Below are 15,899 nucleotides of genomic sequence, written 5' to 3' on the forward strand. Positions count from 1 at the left end.
ATCCCTACGCAACCGATAAACGGTTACGGTTTACGCGTTTGCATGGAATATTAACGTTAATTGCGGGTGTATTTCTCATTGTGTATGCTTTATGTAAAATCCTTTTTTCAACCGCATAAATATGTTCCGTCTTGGAGGTTCGGCCAACTGTTTATTTCGGATAATGCTTAGGGCCACCAACCCGATCATGAATGCAAGCCGGGGGTATGGCATACCCCCTTCGTTTTTCCTTGTTCCATGACAGCCACCCCATCGGCGATAGTCTGCATCTGCGATAGCAAACAACCGCCTTTGAAAGCGCTCGCCTTTTCTTATTCGTCCCCCAAACCTAAAAAGGAACCGGCATGCAGGCCGGCCCCCTTTTTGTTTAACTCTTCTATTTTTTCTCGACGATGCGGTTTTCCGTTTTCGGACTGATCACTTTGACCTTTTCCAAATATTCTTCCACGACGTCATAGAACGTATATCCGGTGTTCAGCACTTCATCTTTTTTCAGCATCGAATATCCGTCCCCGCCCGACGTAATGAAGTCGTTTGTCGCCACGGTGTACGTTTTGTTCGGGTCAAGCGGCTGGCCGCCGATTTTCACTTCCAGGACGCGCTCCCCTACCGGCTTCGCCACGTCGTAGACGTAGGACAAACCGCCGACCTGCAGGAAGGAGCCCGGAAGATCGTCTTTTTTCTCCACGCCTTTGACCGATACCTCAAGCGCCGCTTTGATGTCGGCCCCCGTCGCTTTGACCACCGTCAACGTGTTCGGGAACGGAAGGATCGAATACAGGTCCTTTTTCGTCAAGTCCCCGGCTTTTTTGCTGGCGCGAATGCCTCCGCCGTTGACCAAAGCCACGTCGGCTTCGTGCCCTTTGATCGTTTTGGTCTTCTCAATGATCGCGTCGGCGATGAAGTTGCCCAAATTCGTCTCGACCGCGCGCACCTCGGTTCTTTCGCCGTGAAGATCGACTTCGGTTTTCCCGATGACCACGTTCATCGCATCGTCAACCTTTTTCACGACCTCCTGAACCAGCTTCTCGATTTCGGGATCGGCTTTGACGCTTTCGTCGTATTCGACCAATCCGCCGCTGAATCCGACCAAATCTTTATTATAATAGTATAAGTCCACGCGTCCCAGCGATTTTCCATATTCCCAGTCCTGCACGATGTAGGTGCCGTTTACCTTTTCAGGCGTACGGAGCGGCGTATGGGAATGCCCGCCGATGATCAGGTCGATGCCCGATACGTTTTTCGCGATTTCTCTGTCTTTTTCAACGCCGATATGCGATACGACGACCACATGATCCGCTTGGGCCTTCATTTCCGGAACCAGCTTCTTGGCGATTTCGACCGGGTCTTTGAACGTAAGGCCGATGACGTTGTTCGGATGGGTAACGATCGGCGTTTCCTCCGTCACGAATCCGATGAAGGCGATTTTTTGGCCGCCGACTTCAACGGTGTATGTAGGAATCAGCAGGTTTGTGCCGTCCGCCTTAAACACGTTCGCGTTAACCATCGGGAAGTCGAGCTTGTCCCGCAATTTAAGCAGCTGCTCATAACCGAAGTCGAATTCATGGTTCCCTGCGGTCATGGCTTCGTAACCGAGTTTGTTCAGGATCGGAATGATGGATTCGCCTTTGAATTGGTTCGAGTAGATCGTTCCTTGGAACGTGTCGCCCGCGTCCATCAACAGGAAGTTTTTGTTTTCTTCGCGCCATTGTTTGACGAGCGTGGCAATTTTGGCGTAACCGAACTCTTTGTCCTTCGCATTTTCTTGGATATGGCCGTGCACGTCATTCGTATGCGCGATCGTGATATGCTCCGTAACGGCTTCGCCGAGGGCATTGATGAAATCGCCGCGGGTCACCTGCGTTCCGGATGCCAGCTTCAAATCGATTCCAAGCGCCTTGGCGATTTTCGCCAATTTTTCGGAGGAAGGATACGTTCTTCCCTGAGCCGTCTCTTCTTTCGTAATGGCGCCTTTTTTAGCGGCCCAATCCAAATAATTGGCTGCCCAGTACCCTTTCGGCGTGCTTGCCTGCTCGCCCTGGATTCTGGCGAACAAAGCGACCGCTTCCCCGAGGGAAATATGCTGCGCCAGCATCAGGTCCCCTTTTTCGAAACCGTTTACAATATGTTTTTCCTGCATCCAATCGGTATGCTGCACCGGATGCAGCGGCGCCGCGAACGCCGACGTGGCGAACAACGTGGATAGCAGCCCCGTGACTACCATTGTTTTCGCTTTCATTTTAAAATTCAAAAACAACACTCTCCCCTTTTTGTTGTATGAATCGTTGAACAAATGTTACGCGATTGAGAACATTTGTTAAGAAGAAGTATACACAGGGGAATGAAAAATGGTCAAGCATGAACTTATCGCCGCGATCTTTCTTTTTAGCCATGCTTCCAAGCGTATTTTCCGGCCTGGACATGGATTGGTTTCATATAGAAGGTTTCCGATCTAGTGATCATTAGGTAGCACAGAACATACGTTTTTTTAATATGCAGCATGAATATGTAACATACCCTGTTCGTCGCTTAGGTCTATTGTCTTAAAAACTTTAAAAAAAGAACTTTATAACCTGCAACTTTTCCCGTATGATAGAACTAGAACATGATTCGATAGTCTGTATTTACAGGAGAATAGTCGCATGGAAAAGGTCATCGAGTTAGCCATCAAACACGGGCATACGATTTTCGTCAAAAGCGTGGACGGCAGTACCTTAACGGGCATCCCCGAACCGTCCAACGATCCCGCAACATTAAAAATGCGCACCCCGCTGGGTCATTTCTGGATCCCCATGGACGAAGTGAGCCACGTATCGCGCCTGATCGCTTTCAAATCCAACGGATGAACGGCGCTGCCGCAGCGATGCAGCAGCTTTTTTCTTGGGCTGTTTTTCCCTCGCGCCCTGTTTCGTACCCGGTCCATCCGTTTATATTACATAGGACGCAGCGCTAAGGTCCATCACGCCGCCTCCCGCATAGGGAAACCCTTTTCGGAACATCCTATGGACCTATGCGGCATCCTTCCGATATCTAAAAAAGGAGTGGATTGGTATGGATAAACATTGCAGCCATGAGGAGGAGGAAAGATTCCCCGGTGTAGATCCGATTCCGGAGCCCGAACGCGAGAATCCCTCTTCGACCAGCATGATCGAGGAAATTTTGGAGGAAGGCTCGGAAGAAGCGGCCAGACATAAAAAGGAAGAGTCTTGACCTCTTTTCGCCGCGGTCCCTCTAACGCATGATCGTCTTCCGTAGTGATTCCCATAGCGAAAAGAAAACCGGCATCCGCAGCGGATCCGGTTTATTTTCGTTTTATTATTTTTCCTCCGCCAGCAAAGCGTCAAGCCGATCCGGATAATCCGTAATGATTCCGTCCACGCCGGCTTGCAACAATCTCCGCATTTCGTCCGGGTCATTGACGGTAAACGGGTGGTACGCTTTTCCCGCCGCTTTGGCGGCAGCCACGAATTCGGGCAGCACCGCGCGGTGGTAAGCATGAAGCGCGTCGGCCTGCAGCGTGCCGGCATATGCCCATGGTTCGTAGAGGCCTTCCATATAAAGGATGCCGGTCCGGATTTCCGGGGCGATTTGTTTGCAGAGCAGCAAGGAGTAATGGTTGAAGCTGGAGATCACGACTTGGCCGCTCAGCCCGTAATCCCGCACCCTTTGGATCACTTTCTCTTCAAGCCCCTCGTAAGGCACGACCCCGTTTTTGAGCTCGATATTGATGGTCGTCCCGCCGCCTTTGGCCAGTTCCAAAAGCTCGTCGAGCTGCGGAAGGCGCTCTCCCCGAAAATCGGGATGAAACCAGCTGCCCGCATCCAGCTCTTTCAATTCCTCTAACGTGTGGTCTTTCACCCAGCCGGTGCCGGTCGTCGTCCTGTTCAGCGTTTCATCGTGAATCAGCACCATATGCCCGTCTTTCGTAAGCTGCACATCCGTTTCGATGCCGGTCGCCCCTTGCTCCAGCGCTTTTCTGAAAGCCGCCATCGTGTTTTCGGGACAAATTTTGGATGAGCCCCTGTGCGCAAAATTAACGACGTTTCCCATTTCCTTCAGCCTCCCCGATCTACCTTCTCCAGTGGTATTGTGGAAAATTAACATAACTTGCTGCTCCATTTCATGGCCTGTTAACAACCATATTCTATCATGATTACAGACCCGGGAAAAAGAATACTTGAGGAGCTGAAAAAAACAATGATCGTATTCGACGTTATCGTGCATGGAGAGGTAAAGGAAACGATTCGCCCCATCAGCCAGCGCCTTCACGAGATGCTTGTCCAGGTGACCGAGGAGGCCCGCCGCTTGAGCCGCGCATACGGAACGCCCGTACAAGTCCATCGCCGGATCATTTATTGATGCAAGCGTGCGGACATCCCCCGCCGGAACGCAAAAACACCCTGGCGATGTTTCGCCAGGATGCCAAGTGCCGGGTCATCAATACACGATTGCGCGCGTAATAATGACAAGCAGAATGAAGAGAACCAGAATTGCAGCCGTCGAACGGAATACTCCGCCAGGGTATCCGTAACCTCCGCCAACCACTTCACCCATCGTACTCCCTCCTTCATCCATTGCTCATCCCTAGCGTATGAGGCCTTTTGGCCGATGGTTTGGACGTTAGCACTTATTTTTTAGCCTTGAATGAACATTTGCTTCCAGCGGATGCCGTTTGCATGAATAAAAAGCATCCATTTTGGTTAAAGGGAAATAGATAGCAAAAGGCTGCTTGACGTCTATGCCAAACTGGGGGGATTCGTTTGCCGCAAAGCAAATATTTTCGCACTTGCCTTGGGCTGATTTTTGCGCTGTTAATCATCTATTTAGGCTCGAAGGTCAGCTTCATATTCAATCCGTTGGTTCTTTTGTTCAACATTATGATTATTCCGGTCATGCTGGCGGGTTTTATGTATTATCTGCTGCGGCCGATCGTCAATTTTTTGGAAAAGCACCGCTGGCCGCGGCCATTGTCGATCCTGTTGATTTATCTCGTGTTTGCCGGGCTGATCGTGTTGTTCAGCATCCTTGTATGGCCGACGCTACGTGAGCAGGTGATCAATTTTGCGGATAACGCGCCGTTTTTCGTGGAAAGAATGCAGAAGCAGCTCGACCAGCTGCAGCATAACCGTTTCGTCGCGAGGCTCATTCCGAGCGAGTCCGATCTGATGAACCGCTTGAGCCAATACTTAAACAAGCTGATCACGGCCGTAACCAATTCGGTATCGGATTTCATCTCCATGTTGTCCAATGTCGTGGTCATCATCGCTACCGTGCCGATCGCGTTGTACTACATGCTGAAAGAAAGCAGCAAACTGGGGCCGATCCTTCTTCACCTGGTTCCCCGGAAATACCGGCAGGAAGGCCGCGAAGTGCTGCAGGAGATCGACGCTGCGCTCAGCAACTTCATCGTGGGGCGCGTGCTCCTGAACATCATGCTCGGCGTGCTGATGTATATCGGCTTTTTGATCATCGGATTGCCTTATTCGCTGCTGCTGGCGCTGATCTCGATCGTGCTGAACCTGATCCCTTACGTCGGGGCCGTCATCGCCGCCATTCCCGTCGTGATCGTCGGCTTTATCGATTCGCCTTCCGTTGCGGTCTGGTCGCTAGTCGTCATCATCGTTGCGCAGCAAATCCAGGACAACCTGCTCACCCCGATCATTTACGGAAAAAGACTGGACATCCATCCGCTCACGATTATCGTGCTGCTGCTGATCGGCGGCGACATCTCCGGCCTTCTCGGCATCATTTTGGCCATTCCGGCATATATCGTCGCCAAAATCATCATCGTCCGGGTGTACAAGCTGTTCCTTTCCGAAAAGGTCGAGGATGTGATGGAATAGAAAAAAGCGGGCCGCTGCCCGCTTCGAAAGCCGTCTCGTTACAGATCCGGAATCGACCAGTCGATCGGCTCCATGCCGTGCGACTCCAAAAATTCGTTCGTTCTGGAAAAAGGGCGGCTGCCAAAAAATCCACGGTGTACCGAAAGCGGGCTGGGGTGGACGGATTTCAGCACCAGATGTTTGCTCCGGTCGATAAAAGCCCCCTTTTTCTGCGCATGGCTGCCCCACAAAATGAAGACGACCGGCTTGTCCCGTTCGTTCAGCTTTTCGATGACGGCATCCGTAAACCGTTCCCACCCGAGGTCCTTATGGGAGTTCGCCTGCCCCTCGCGGACCGTGAGCACCGTGTTGAGCAGCAGCACTCCCTGCTTCGCCCAAGGGACGAGATAGCCGTTATTCGGAATCGGAACGCCAAGGTCGCTGTGCAGTTCCTTGTAGATGTTGACGAGCGACGGCGGGATTCTCACCCCCGGCATGACGGAAAAGCTGAGCCCGTGGGCCTGTCCCGGCCCGTGATAAGGATCCTGTCCCAAGATGACTACTTTGGTGTCTTCATACGGCGTCAGCTTTAACGCTTGAAACAAATTTTCCTTGGACGGGTATACCGTATGCAATTTATATTCCCGGGCAAGCGCGTACCGCAAATCGTTGAAATACGGCTTCTCCACTTCTTCCTTCAACTGCTCGTCCCAATCGTTGTTAAACATTCCCCATTCTCCTCTCCCCTGATGTGCCTATAAATATATGAACCTCAAAAAGCGGCTGCCGACGCATATCCATGCCAAATTCGAGTGTACCACGGCGCGGGAAAAAGGATCAAATCAAAATCCAGGCTTAGGCGAGTTCCGGCCGGATTACGTGCTTTTTGCGCCTGCAATAGCCGCGTGTCACGGAAAGATATAAAAAAAGCCCTGGCATGGTATCTTTACCACGCAGGGCTTCCTATGTACGAGCTATAAAAATAGCTCCTCAGCGCAAAGCTGAGGTCTGTGATGCCGAGGACCGGGCTCGAACCGGTACGGTAGTCACCTACCGCAGGATTTTAAGTCCTGTGCGTCTGCCAATTCCGCCACCCCGGCAAATGCGGATAAAACTTCATATGGTGGGCCCTGAGGGACTCGAACCCCCGACCAGTCGGTTATGAGCCGACCGCTCTAACCAACTGAGCTAAGGGCCCTGATCAAAGTATGTGATCGATCCATGATAATGGCTGTAATTTGGTTGCGGGGGCAGGATTTGAACCTGCGGCCTTCGGGTTATGAGCCCGACGAGCTACCGGACTGCTCCACCCCGCGTCGTTAAGTCGTAATAAATAGCGACAAGAATTAATATACAGCATAAGTATAAGATACGTCAAGTATTTTTTGCAGGAAATTTATACGAAGGGGATGGCAAGGCCAAAACGGGGCGGCTTATGGGATGAATCGCACGCCGTATCTCCCTTTGCGCGAACGGAATATCTCCACGAGACGCGGGTCGTCGTAGCCGTAAATCCAGCCGTTTTGCTCCAGCCTTTTGGCGAGGCAGCCCGCCTGGAATTTCGATTTGTATAGTTTGCCGAAATAAACCCATTGCATGTGTTTTCCTCCTTTCAGGCATCATCATCGGTATCGATGGCTATTGTTGCCGGAAGTCGGGCTCGTCATGCATTTTTCCATATTTCTTTGAGATTATTCCGAAATTAATTTATAATATTAACTTAGTTTGAATCAATTCCATAATGCCGTTAGCTGGTTCAATCAAGACGATTATAGCTCATATACCGTTTGGTATGTCTGTGGATCGTTTCGTTTACCGTATTTTCAATTTTTTATGAAATTGATTCTGTTTAATAAAACTTTTCTGGAAGCGAGGAATTGGAATGGCAAAAACACACAGGAAACTCACTCCCGTTGAATTGTTGAAAAAATTCGTCTTCATCACCGCGGGGGCTATTTTAATGGCTGTCGCGCTCGAGGTCTTTCTCGTTCCGAACGATATCATCGACGGCGGCATTACCGGGATCTCGATCGTATTGTCCAAAATCACGGCGCTCCCGCTCGGTATTTTCCTCTTTATCATCAACCTTCCGTTTTTATTCTTAGGTTACAAGCAAATCGGCAAAACCTTCGCCATTTCCACCTTGTACGGCATCGTCGTCATGTCCGTCACCACGCAGCTGCTTCATCATGTCAGCCCGTTTACGAATGAAAAAATACTTGCCGTCCTGTTCGGCGGACTGATTTTGGGCCTGGGCGTCGGCCTGGTGATCCGGTTTGGCGGCTCCCTTGACGGAACCGAGATCGTGGCCATTTTGCTTTCGAAAAAAACCCGCATTCCCGTCGGTCAAATCATCATGATCATGAACGTGTTCATTTTTATCATCGCCGGTTTCGTATTCGGCTGGGATTCCGCGATGTATTCGATCTTTACGTATTATATGGCTTCCAAAGTGATGGATATCGTGGTCGAAGGCCTCAACGAATCCAAATCGGTGACGATCATTTCCAGCGAATACGAGGAGATTTCCCAAACGATCCAGGACCGGCTGGGACGCACCACGACGTTCATCTACGCGCGCGGCGGTTATTCCCGGGAAGATACGCAAATGATCTATTGCGTCGTCACCCGTCTCGAACTGGCCAAGCTGAAATCGGTCGTGCAGGAAATCGATCCGAAAGCGTTTATTGCGATCGAACATGTATCGGACGTGCTTGGCGGCAATTTCGAAAAAAGCGCCATTCACTAACTTTCCGTTCCATTGCAGGCACAAAAATGAAAACCCCCCTGTCCTTATGCAAAAAGGCAGGGGGTTTTTCCGTTGGCACGCAAAAAGCAGCCTCGGAAGGCTGCTCTCACGGTTTTTACGCGCCGAACGACGAAGGATCCGCTCTCCACGCTTGAAGCGCTTGGACATCGTCTTGTTGAATCGTTCCTTTTTCCAGAGCGACTTCCATCAACGCCGTATAGTTGGACAAGCTTTGGAACGGAATCCCCGCTTCGTTAAAGGCTTGCACGGCCTTGTCGAGCTGATAGCTGAAGATCGCCAGCACGGCCTGCGGCCGGGCTCCCGCTTCCTTCACCGCTTGGGCCGCCTTGATCGAGCTGCCGCCGGTCGAAATCAAATCTTCGATGACGATGACCTTTTGCCCCGGTTTGATGCTGCCTTCGATTTGATTCTCTTTGCCGTGGCCTTTGGCTTTATCGCGGATGTATGCCATCGGCAGGTTCATCTTCTGCGCCACCCAGGCGGCATGCGGAATGCCCGCCGTCGCCGTTCCGGCGATGACTTCGGTATCCGGGTACTGCTCGCGGATGACCGCGGCGAACGATTCCGCGATATATTCGCGGATTTCCGGATACGACATCGTCAAGCGGTTGTCGCAATAAATCGGTGACTTGATGCCGGAAGTCCACGTAAAAGGCTGTTTCGGGCGCAGCGCCACCGCCTCGATCTCCAGCAAATACGCTGCGATTCGGCCAGGGATTTCTGCAAGGTTCGTCATGCTTCCAACATCTCCTTAATGATTTGTTCTGCTGCCGTTCTCGGCTTCTCTGCGGCTGTAATCGGCCGCCCTACCACAATATAGCTGCTCCCGTTCCGGATGGCTTCCCCGGGCGTCAGAACGCGTTTCTGGTCGCCCTGCTCGCTGCCTGACGGGCGGATGCCCGGCGTCACGGTAATAAAATCGGTACCGCATGCCGCCGCAATGTCCCCGGCTTCCTGCGCCGACGCCACGACCCCGTCAAGTCCGGCGGCTTGGGTCAATTCCGCGTACCGGATGACCGCATCCCTCACCGTACCGGGAATGCCGATCTCTTGGTTCAGCATGTCCTGCCCCGTGCTGGTCAATTGAGTGACGGCGATGACGAGGGGTTTATCCAAAGAGCTGTCCGAAGCAAGCGCCTTGCCGACGCCTTCCAGCGCCGCCTTCATCATGTCCTTGCCGCCCGCGGCATGCACGTTAAACATGTCCACGCCAAGGCGGGTGATGCTTTCCGCTCCACCCTTGACCGTGTTGGGGATATCATGCATTTTCAGATCGAGGAATACTTTGTATCCCCGGGTTTTCAAATCGCGCACAAAATCAGGGCCTGCAGCGTAATACAGCTGCATGCCCACCTTCATGTAACAAGGGATGCCTTCAAGCTCCCGCAGCAATGCCGCGGCTTGACCCGCATCCGGGTAATCGAGGGCCACGATTAAGCGGCCCGCCATTTCCCTGTAACGTTCATCCATTGATCTCGGCCCTCCCCTAGCGTACGGCAAATGCCGGCATGGCTTGGGACGAGAAGTTGATCGTATCCAGCATATTCAGAAGCGCTCTGACGGTATCCAGCGAGGTCATGCATACGACTCCGTTTTCGACCGCTTCGCGGCGAATGCGGAATCCGTCGCGTTCCGGCGTTTTGCCTTTCGTCAGCGTATTGAAGACGAACTGCGCTTCGCCGTTGCGGATCAGGTCGAGAATGTTCGGCGTGCCGTCGCTCAATTTTTGCACCGTCGTCACGAGGATGCCGGCTTCGGTGAGCGCTTGCGCCGTTCCGCCCGTCGCGTAAATTTTGTAGCCCAGGCGTCTGAAGCCTTTCATGAGCTCGACCGCTTCCTCTTTATCCTTGTCGGCGACGGTCACGATGATCGCGCCGGTGGAAGGAATCTTCATGCCTGCGCCAATCAAGCCTTTGTAGAGCGCTTTGGCATATTGCAGGTCGCGTCCCATCACTTCGCCCGTCGATTTCATTTCGGGACCGAGGGTCGGCTCGACGCGGCGCAGCTTCGCGAAGGAGAATACCGGCACTTTGACCGAGACGTAGTCGCTTTCCGGCCACATGCCTTCTTCGTAGCCGAGATCCTTCAGCTTTTTGCCGAGGATCGCTTGCGTGGCGAGGTTCGCCATCGGGATCGTCGTTACTTTGCTCAGGAACGGCACCGTCCGGGAGGAACGAGGGTTGACTTCGATCACGTAGACTTCGTCTTGGTAGATGACGAACTGGATGTTCACCAGGCCGACCGTTTTCAGTTCCTTGGCGATGCGCGTCGTGATGCTGACGACTTTATCTTTCAGATGCTGTTCCAGGTGCTGCGGCGGATACACCGCGATCGAGTCGCCGGAGTGTACCCCTGCGCGTTCGATGTGCTCCATGATGCCCGGGATGACGACCGTTTCGCCGTCGCAGATGGCGTCGACTTCGACTTCCTTGCCCAGCATGTAACGGTCGATCAGGACCGGATGCTCCGGATTGATTTTGACCGCTTCTTCCATGTAGCTCAGCAGTTCGGCGTCGGAGTATACGATTTCCATCGCCCGGCCGCCCAGGACGTAAGAAGGTCTTACGAGCACCGGATAACCAAGCGCTTGCGCCGTTCCGACCGCTTCGTCCACCGACGTTACCGTGCTGCCTTTCGGCTGGGCGATATCGAGGCGGGAGAGCAGCGCTTCGAATTTTTTGCGGTCTTCGGCTTCATCGATGCTTTCAAGGCTTGTGCCGAGAATCGGAACGCCTGCCGCGCTCAGCGGTCCCGCCAGGTTGATGGCCGTTTGTCCGCCGAACTGCACGATGACGCCGATCGGTTTTTCCTGCTCGATGACGTTCATGACGTCCTCGAAGAACAGCGGCTCGAAGTACAGGCGATCCGACGTGTTGAAGTCCGTCGATACCGTTTCAGGGTTGTTGTTGATGATCACCGCTTCGTAGCCCGCGTTTTGGATCGCCCAAACCGCGTGCACCGTCGAGTAGTCGAATTCGATCCCTTGCCCGATCCGGATCGGTCCCGAGCCCAGGACGACCACTTTCTCCTTGTTCGATGCCGTCACTTCGTTTTCCGTTTCATACGTCGAGTAGTAGTATGGCGTGGAGGCCTCGAACTCGGCCGCGCACGTATCTACCATTTTGTATACCGGACGCAATCCCTGCTGCAGGCGGTACTCGCGCACTTCCGATTCCTTCGTGTAGCTGTCCGCGGATGCCAGCGTGCGCAGCTCGGCGATTGCCCGGTCGGTGAATCCGAGACGCTTGGCTTCATACAGCGTTTCCGGCGTCAGTTCTTTTTGCTGGATTTGGGCTTCGAAAGCGATCAGGCCTTGCAGCTTATCGAGGAACCACCAATCCACCTTGGTCAAATCATGGACCGTTTGCAAATCATAGCCGCGGCGGAATGCTTCGGCGATCAGGAAGATGCGCTCGTCGTCGGCTTTGACGAGGCGTTCTTTCAACACGTCCTCGCTCAGTTCCTCGGCGCCTTTCAGGTAGAAGCGGTGTACGCCGATCTCGAGGGAGCGAATCGCTTTGTGAATGGATTCCTCGAACGTCCGTCCGATCGCCATAACTTCGCCGGTCGCCTTCATCTGCGTTCCGAGCTTGCGGTTGGCATGAATGAATTTATCGAAAGGCCAGCGCGGGATTTTGCTGACGATGTAATCCAGCGTCGGCTCAAAACATGCGTAGGTTTGGCCGGTTACCGGATTGACGAGTTCGTCGAGCGTGTAACCGAGCGCGATTTTGGCCGCCATCTTCGCGATCGGGTACCCGGTCGCTTTGGAAGCGAGCGCCGACGAGCGGCTGACCCGCGGGTTGACTTCGATGACGTAATATTGGTAGCTGTGCGGATCGAGCGCGAACTGCACGTTGCATCCGCCTTCGATGTTCAGGGCGCGGATGATTTTCAGGGACGCCGATCTCAGCATTTGGTATTCGCGGTCGGACAACGTTTGGCTTGGAGCCACGACGATGCTGTCGCCCGTATGGACGCCGACAGGGTCGAAGTTTTCCATGTTGCAGACGACGATGCAGTTGTCGTTGGCGTCGCGCATCACTTCGTATTCGACTTCCTTCATGCCCGCGATGCTCTTCTCGATCAAGCACTGTCCGATCGGGCTGTAGCGGATGCCGGAGGAAACCGTCTCGCGGAGCTCCTCTTCGGTCGCGCAAATGCCGCCGCCCGTTCCGCCGAGCGTGTAAGCCGGACGAACGATGACCGGATATCCGACCTCATCCGCGAACTTCAGCGCCTCTTCGAGCGTCGTCACGATCGTGCTCTCCGGAACCGGCTGCTCCAGCTCGCGCATCAGCTCGCGGAACAGGTCGCGGTCTTCGGCTTTTTCGATGGAGGTCAGCTGCGTTCCGAGCAGCTTCACGTTCTCCTGCTCCAGGATGCCCGCTTTCGCAAGCTCCACCGCCATGTTGAGGCCGGTTTGGCCGCCAAGCGTCGGCAGAAGTCCGTCCGGACGCTCCTGGCGGATGATTTGGGTCACGAAGTCCAGCGTAATAGGTTCGATATAGACTTTGTCGGCCATGTTGGTGTCGGTCATGATCGTAGCCGGGTTGCTGTTGATCAGGACAACCTCCACGCCTTCTTCTTTCAGGGCTTCGCAGGCCTGCGTGCCCGCATAGTCAAATTCCGCCGCTTGGCCGATGACGATCGGACCCGAGCCGATAACGAGGATTTTCTTAAGTTGTTTGTTAAGTGGCATAATTAACGTTCTCCTTTCGCGGCTGCAGCCAGTTCAGCCTGACGCGGGTTTGCCGGGTTTTGCAGTTTATGTTCTCTGATCATGTCAAGGAATTGATCGAATAGATAGCCGTTGTCGTACGGTCCCGGCGCTGCTTCCGGGTGATACTGCACGGTGAATGCCGGATATTTTTTATGCTTCAAGCCTTCGATGGTTTTGTCGTTGTTGTTGATGTGCGTCACTTCAAGCTCCGTGCCTGCGATCGAATCTTCTTTGACCGTATAGCCGTGGTTTTGGGAAGTGATGTAGCAGCGGTTCGTTTTCAGGTCCTTGACCGGATGGTTGCCGCCGCGGTGTCCGAATTTCAGCTTCTCCGTATCGGCGCCGCAAGCGAGCGCGAACAGCTGATGTCCGAGGCAGATGCCGAAAATCGGATATTCGCCGAGCAGTTCCTGGATCGTCCGAATCGCATGCGGCACGTCTTTCGGATCCCCGGGGCCGTTGGACAACTGGATGCCGTCCGGATTGAGGCGGCGGATTTCGTCGGCCGTCGTGTCCTGCGGCACGACCACCACGTCGCATCCGCGGGCGGTCAGCTCGCGCAGAATGCCGGTTTTGGCGCCGTAGTCCACGAGTACGATCCGTTCTCTCGATCCCGGGCTGCTGTACACATGTTTGGTAGACACCGTAGCCACCTGATTCGTCAGAATCGGACTGGCCGCCAGGCGTTCTCTCAGCTCTTCCACCGATGCAGCCGACGTCGTGAGGATCCCTCTCATCGTTCCGTGCTGGCGGATCATGCGGGTCAGCATGCGCGTATCGATGCCGCTGATGCCGACGATCCCGAATTCTTTGAGCAGGTTGTCGACGTTGTATTCCGCGCGCCAGTTGCTTGGCACCGTTTCATGCCGTCTCACGACAAACCCGTTCACGAACGGGGCCACGGACTCGAAGTCGTCGCGCGTAATGCCGTAGTTTCCGATCAAGGGATAGGTCATCGTCACGATTTGCCCGCAGTAGGACGGATCGGACAGCACCTCCTGGTAGCCGGTAATCCCCGTATTGAATACAACCTCGCCTGTTTTTTCCCCTTCGGCTCCGAATGCACTGCCTGTAAACAGTGTTCCATCCTCCAGAAGCAATCTTGCCTGCATTCTACTCACTCCTCTGTCAAATACGTACTTTCTCTTTCTGTTCAAGAAAACGCGTTATGAATCTATCTTGAAAATCCGAGCCGTTATTCAGCCCACACCACTTTTCCGTCCACCCATGTTTTCACCGGCCAGCCTTTCAGCTTCCAACCGGTAAACGGCGTGTTGCGCCCTTTCGAAGCGAAGGTTTGCGGATCGACTTCCCTTTCGGACTCGAGGTCGATCATCGTTAAGTCCGCGGGAGCTCCTTCCGCCAGCTTTCCCGTATTCAACCCGAACACTCTCGCCGGATCGGACGTCATGCGGCGTACAAGGAAGGAAAGATCCCATTGTCCCGTGGCCACGAATTTCGTGTAGAGGAGCGGGAATGCCGTTTCGAACCCGACGATGCCGAACGGCGCCATTTCCATGCCTTTGGCTTTCTCCTCTTCGGTATGCGGCGCATGGTCCGTGACGATGATGTCGAGCGTTCCGTCCTGCAGTGCCTCGATGCATGCCTGCACGTCGCGCGGCGAGCGGAGCGGCGGATTCATTTTCCAGTTGGCATCCAGCCCCGGGATGTCCTCGTCCGACAACAGCAGGTGGTGCGGGCACACCTCCGCGGTGACGTTGATGCCGATCGATTTGGCCTGGCGGATCAGGCGGATCGACTGCTCGGTGCTGACATGGCATACATGGTAGTGCACGCCCGTCGCTTCGGCGAGAAGAATGTCGCGCCCGACGTGGATCGCTTCCGATTCGTTCGGGATGCCGACGAGCCCGTGCTTTTCGGCAAACTTGCCTTCCGTGACGCAGCCTTTTTCGACCAGCGAGTTTTCTTCGCAGTGCGCGATGACCGGCATATCCAGCTCGGCCGCCAAACGCATCGCATTTTTCATCATTTGCGCGTTTTGAACGCCCACGCCGTCATCCGTAAAGCCGATGGCTCCGGCCGCCTTGAGCGCGGCAAAGTCCGTCAGCTCACGTCCGAGCTCCCGGACGGTGATCGCCGCATAAGGCAGCACCTTGACGAGCCCCGCTTCGCGGGCTTTATCCAGCACCAGCTGCACCGTTTCAGGATTATCCGTCACCGGTTTGGTGTTCGGCATGCAGGCAATCGTCGTGAAGCCGCCTTTGGCCGCCGAACGGCTTCCGGTTTCGATCGTTTCCTTATGTTCAAAGCCAGGCTCGCGCAAATGAACGTGCATATCGATGAGGCCCGGCGTTACCAGTTTCCCGGCGGCGTCCGTGACTTCCGTGCCTTCGGCAGGCTGCCAATCGGAGTCCCCGTCGATCAAGGCACGGATGACTCCGTCCTCGAGAACGATATGTTTTTTCGTAAGTTCGCCTTGCTCATTCAACACGCTGGCGTTCTTGATAATATGCATGCTGTTTACCTCCGCTCGTTGATTGGCGCTGTGGCTTCCAATCTATTGTATAATATTAATTCAATTTTGTGTATATTTATTAATACAATGGCGTGAAAATTCCTGCCT

At 53.9% G+C, this 15,899-nt stretch carries 15 protein-coding genes and 3 tRNA genes; 5 read left to right on the top strand and 13 right to left on the bottom strand.

What is annotated here, in order from left to right:
- Window positions 1-376 precede the first annotated feature (376 nt).
- Complete coding sequence (locus tag NYE48_RS18680; protein ID WP_341000690.1) at window positions 377-2,239, bottom strand: bifunctional metallophosphatase/5'-nucleotidase; 1,863 nt, start codon at window positions 2,237-2,239, stop codon at window positions 377-379.
- A 403-nt stretch (window positions 2,240-2,642) separates the two neighbouring features.
- On the opposite strand from NYE48_RS18680, the gene NYE48_RS18685 reads away from it, so the two are divergent.
- Both NYE48_RS18685 and NYE48_RS18690 read left to right on the top strand, forming a co-directional pair.
- A complete protein-coding gene (locus NYE48_RS18685) occupies window positions 2,643-2,846 on the top strand; it encodes a hypothetical protein (RefSeq protein WP_340999675.1) in 204 nt (67 codons plus the stop codon).
- A gap of 205 nt (window positions 2,847-3,051) precedes the next feature.
- Window positions 3,052-3,210, top strand: coding sequence for a hypothetical protein (locus NYE48_RS18690; protein ID WP_156124512.1), 159 nt, complete (start codon window positions 3,052-3,054; stop codon window positions 3,208-3,210).
- Between the two features lie 105 nt (window positions 3,211-3,315).
- On the opposite strand, the gene NYE48_RS18695 is transcribed toward NYE48_RS18690, so the two are convergent.
- Window positions 3,316-4,050, bottom strand: coding sequence for a glycerophosphodiester phosphodiesterase (locus NYE48_RS18695; RefSeq protein ID WP_340999676.1), 735 nt, complete (start codon window positions 4,048-4,050; stop codon window positions 3,316-3,318).
- A 147-nt stretch (window positions 4,051-4,197) separates the two neighbouring features.
- On the opposite strand from NYE48_RS18695, the gene NYE48_RS18700 reads away from it, so the two are divergent.
- Entirely contained in the window at window positions 4,198-4,359 is a 162-nt protein-coding gene (locus NYE48_RS18700; protein ID WP_156124511.1) for a mechanosensitive ion channel protein MscL, read from the top strand.
- A 78-nt stretch (window positions 4,360-4,437) separates the two neighbouring features.
- Here NYE48_RS18700 and NYE48_RS18705 read toward each other — a convergent pair whose 3' ends face one another.
- Window positions 4,438-4,554, bottom strand: a complete 117-nt coding sequence (locus NYE48_RS18705; RefSeq protein WP_081992136.1) for a sporulation protein YjcZ — start codon at window positions 4,552-4,554, stop codon at window positions 4,438-4,440.
- Between the two features lie 206 nt (window positions 4,555-4,760).
- On the opposite strand from NYE48_RS18705, the gene NYE48_RS18710 reads away from it, so the two are divergent.
- Window positions 4,761-5,843: an AI-2E family transporter gene (locus NYE48_RS18710; RefSeq protein WP_340999677.1), complete on the top strand. Its 1,083-nt coding sequence runs from the start codon at window positions 4,761-4,763 to the stop codon at window positions 5,841-5,843.
- A 38-nt stretch (window positions 5,844-5,881) separates the two neighbouring features.
- Here NYE48_RS18710 and NYE48_RS18715 read toward each other — a convergent pair whose 3' ends face one another.
- The 5 genes from NYE48_RS18715 to NYE48_RS18735 form a co-directional block, all read right to left on the bottom strand.
- Window positions 5,882-6,550: a uracil-DNA glycosylase gene (locus tag NYE48_RS18715; RefSeq protein ID WP_212947110.1), complete on the bottom strand. Its 669-nt coding sequence runs from the start codon at window positions 6,548-6,550 to the stop codon at window positions 5,882-5,884.
- 286 nt (window positions 6,551-6,836) lie between these two features.
- Window positions 6,837-6,922, bottom strand: a tRNA-Leu gene (locus NYE48_RS18720).
- 21 nt (window positions 6,923-6,943) lie between these two features.
- Window positions 6,944-7,020: transfer RNA gene (locus NYE48_RS18725), tRNA-Ile, on the bottom strand.
- 41 nt (window positions 7,021-7,061) lie between these two features.
- Window positions 7,062-7,138: transfer RNA gene (locus NYE48_RS18730), tRNA-Met, on the bottom strand.
- 117 nt (window positions 7,139-7,255) lie between these two features.
- A complete protein-coding gene (locus tag NYE48_RS18735) occupies window positions 7,256-7,420 on the bottom strand; it encodes a hypothetical protein (RefSeq protein ID WP_197069924.1) in 165 nt (54 codons plus the stop codon).
- Window positions 7,421-7,704: 284 nt separating this feature from the next.
- Here NYE48_RS18735 and NYE48_RS18740 point away from each other — a divergent pair, with 284 nt between their 5' ends.
- A complete protein-coding gene (locus NYE48_RS18740; protein WP_036707601.1) occupies window positions 7,705-8,571 on the top strand; it encodes a YitT family protein in 867 nt (288 codons plus the stop codon).
- 115 nt (window positions 8,572-8,686) lie between these two features.
- Here the strand turns inward: NYE48_RS18740 and pyrE are convergent, their stop codons facing one another.
- The 5 genes from pyrE to NYE48_RS18765 all read right to left on the bottom strand — a co-directional run bounded on the left by pyrE (window position 8,687) and on the right by NYE48_RS18765 (window position 15,791).
- Window positions 8,687-9,328 (bottom strand): orotate phosphoribosyltransferase, encoded by a 642-nt coding sequence (gene pyrE / locus NYE48_RS18745; protein ID WP_340999678.1) that lies wholly within the window; start codon window positions 9,326-9,328, stop codon window positions 8,687-8,689.
- On the bottom strand, window positions 9,325-10,062 hold the full coding sequence (gene pyrF / locus NYE48_RS18750) for an orotidine-5'-phosphate decarboxylase (protein WP_036707596.1): 738 nt from the start codon (window positions 10,060-10,062) through the stop codon (window positions 9,325-9,327). Before pyrF ends, pyrE begins: the two co-directional genes overlap by 4 nt.
- A gap of 16 nt (window positions 10,063-10,078) precedes the next feature.
- Window positions 10,079-13,294 (bottom strand): carbamoyl-phosphate synthase large subunit, encoded by a 3,216-nt coding sequence (gene carB / locus NYE48_RS18755; protein ID WP_340999679.1) that lies wholly within the window; start codon window positions 13,292-13,294, stop codon window positions 10,079-10,081.
- A 2-nt stretch (window positions 13,295-13,296) separates the two neighbouring features.
- Window positions 13,297-14,427, bottom strand: coding sequence for a carbamoyl phosphate synthase small subunit (locus NYE48_RS18760; protein ID WP_340999680.1), 1,131 nt, complete (start codon window positions 14,425-14,427; stop codon window positions 13,297-13,299).
- Window positions 14,428-14,510: 83 nt separating this feature from the next.
- Complete coding sequence (locus NYE48_RS18765) at window positions 14,511-15,791, bottom strand: dihydroorotase (RefSeq protein ID WP_340999681.1); 1,281 nt, start codon at window positions 15,789-15,791, stop codon at window positions 14,511-14,513.
- Window positions 15,792-15,899 lie beyond the last annotated feature (108 nt).

This window comes from Paenibacillus sp. FSL M7-1455, assembly GCF_038004655.1.
GTDB lineage: Bacteria > Bacillota > Bacilli > Paenibacillales > Paenibacillaceae > Paenibacillus_AQ > Paenibacillus_AQ cookii.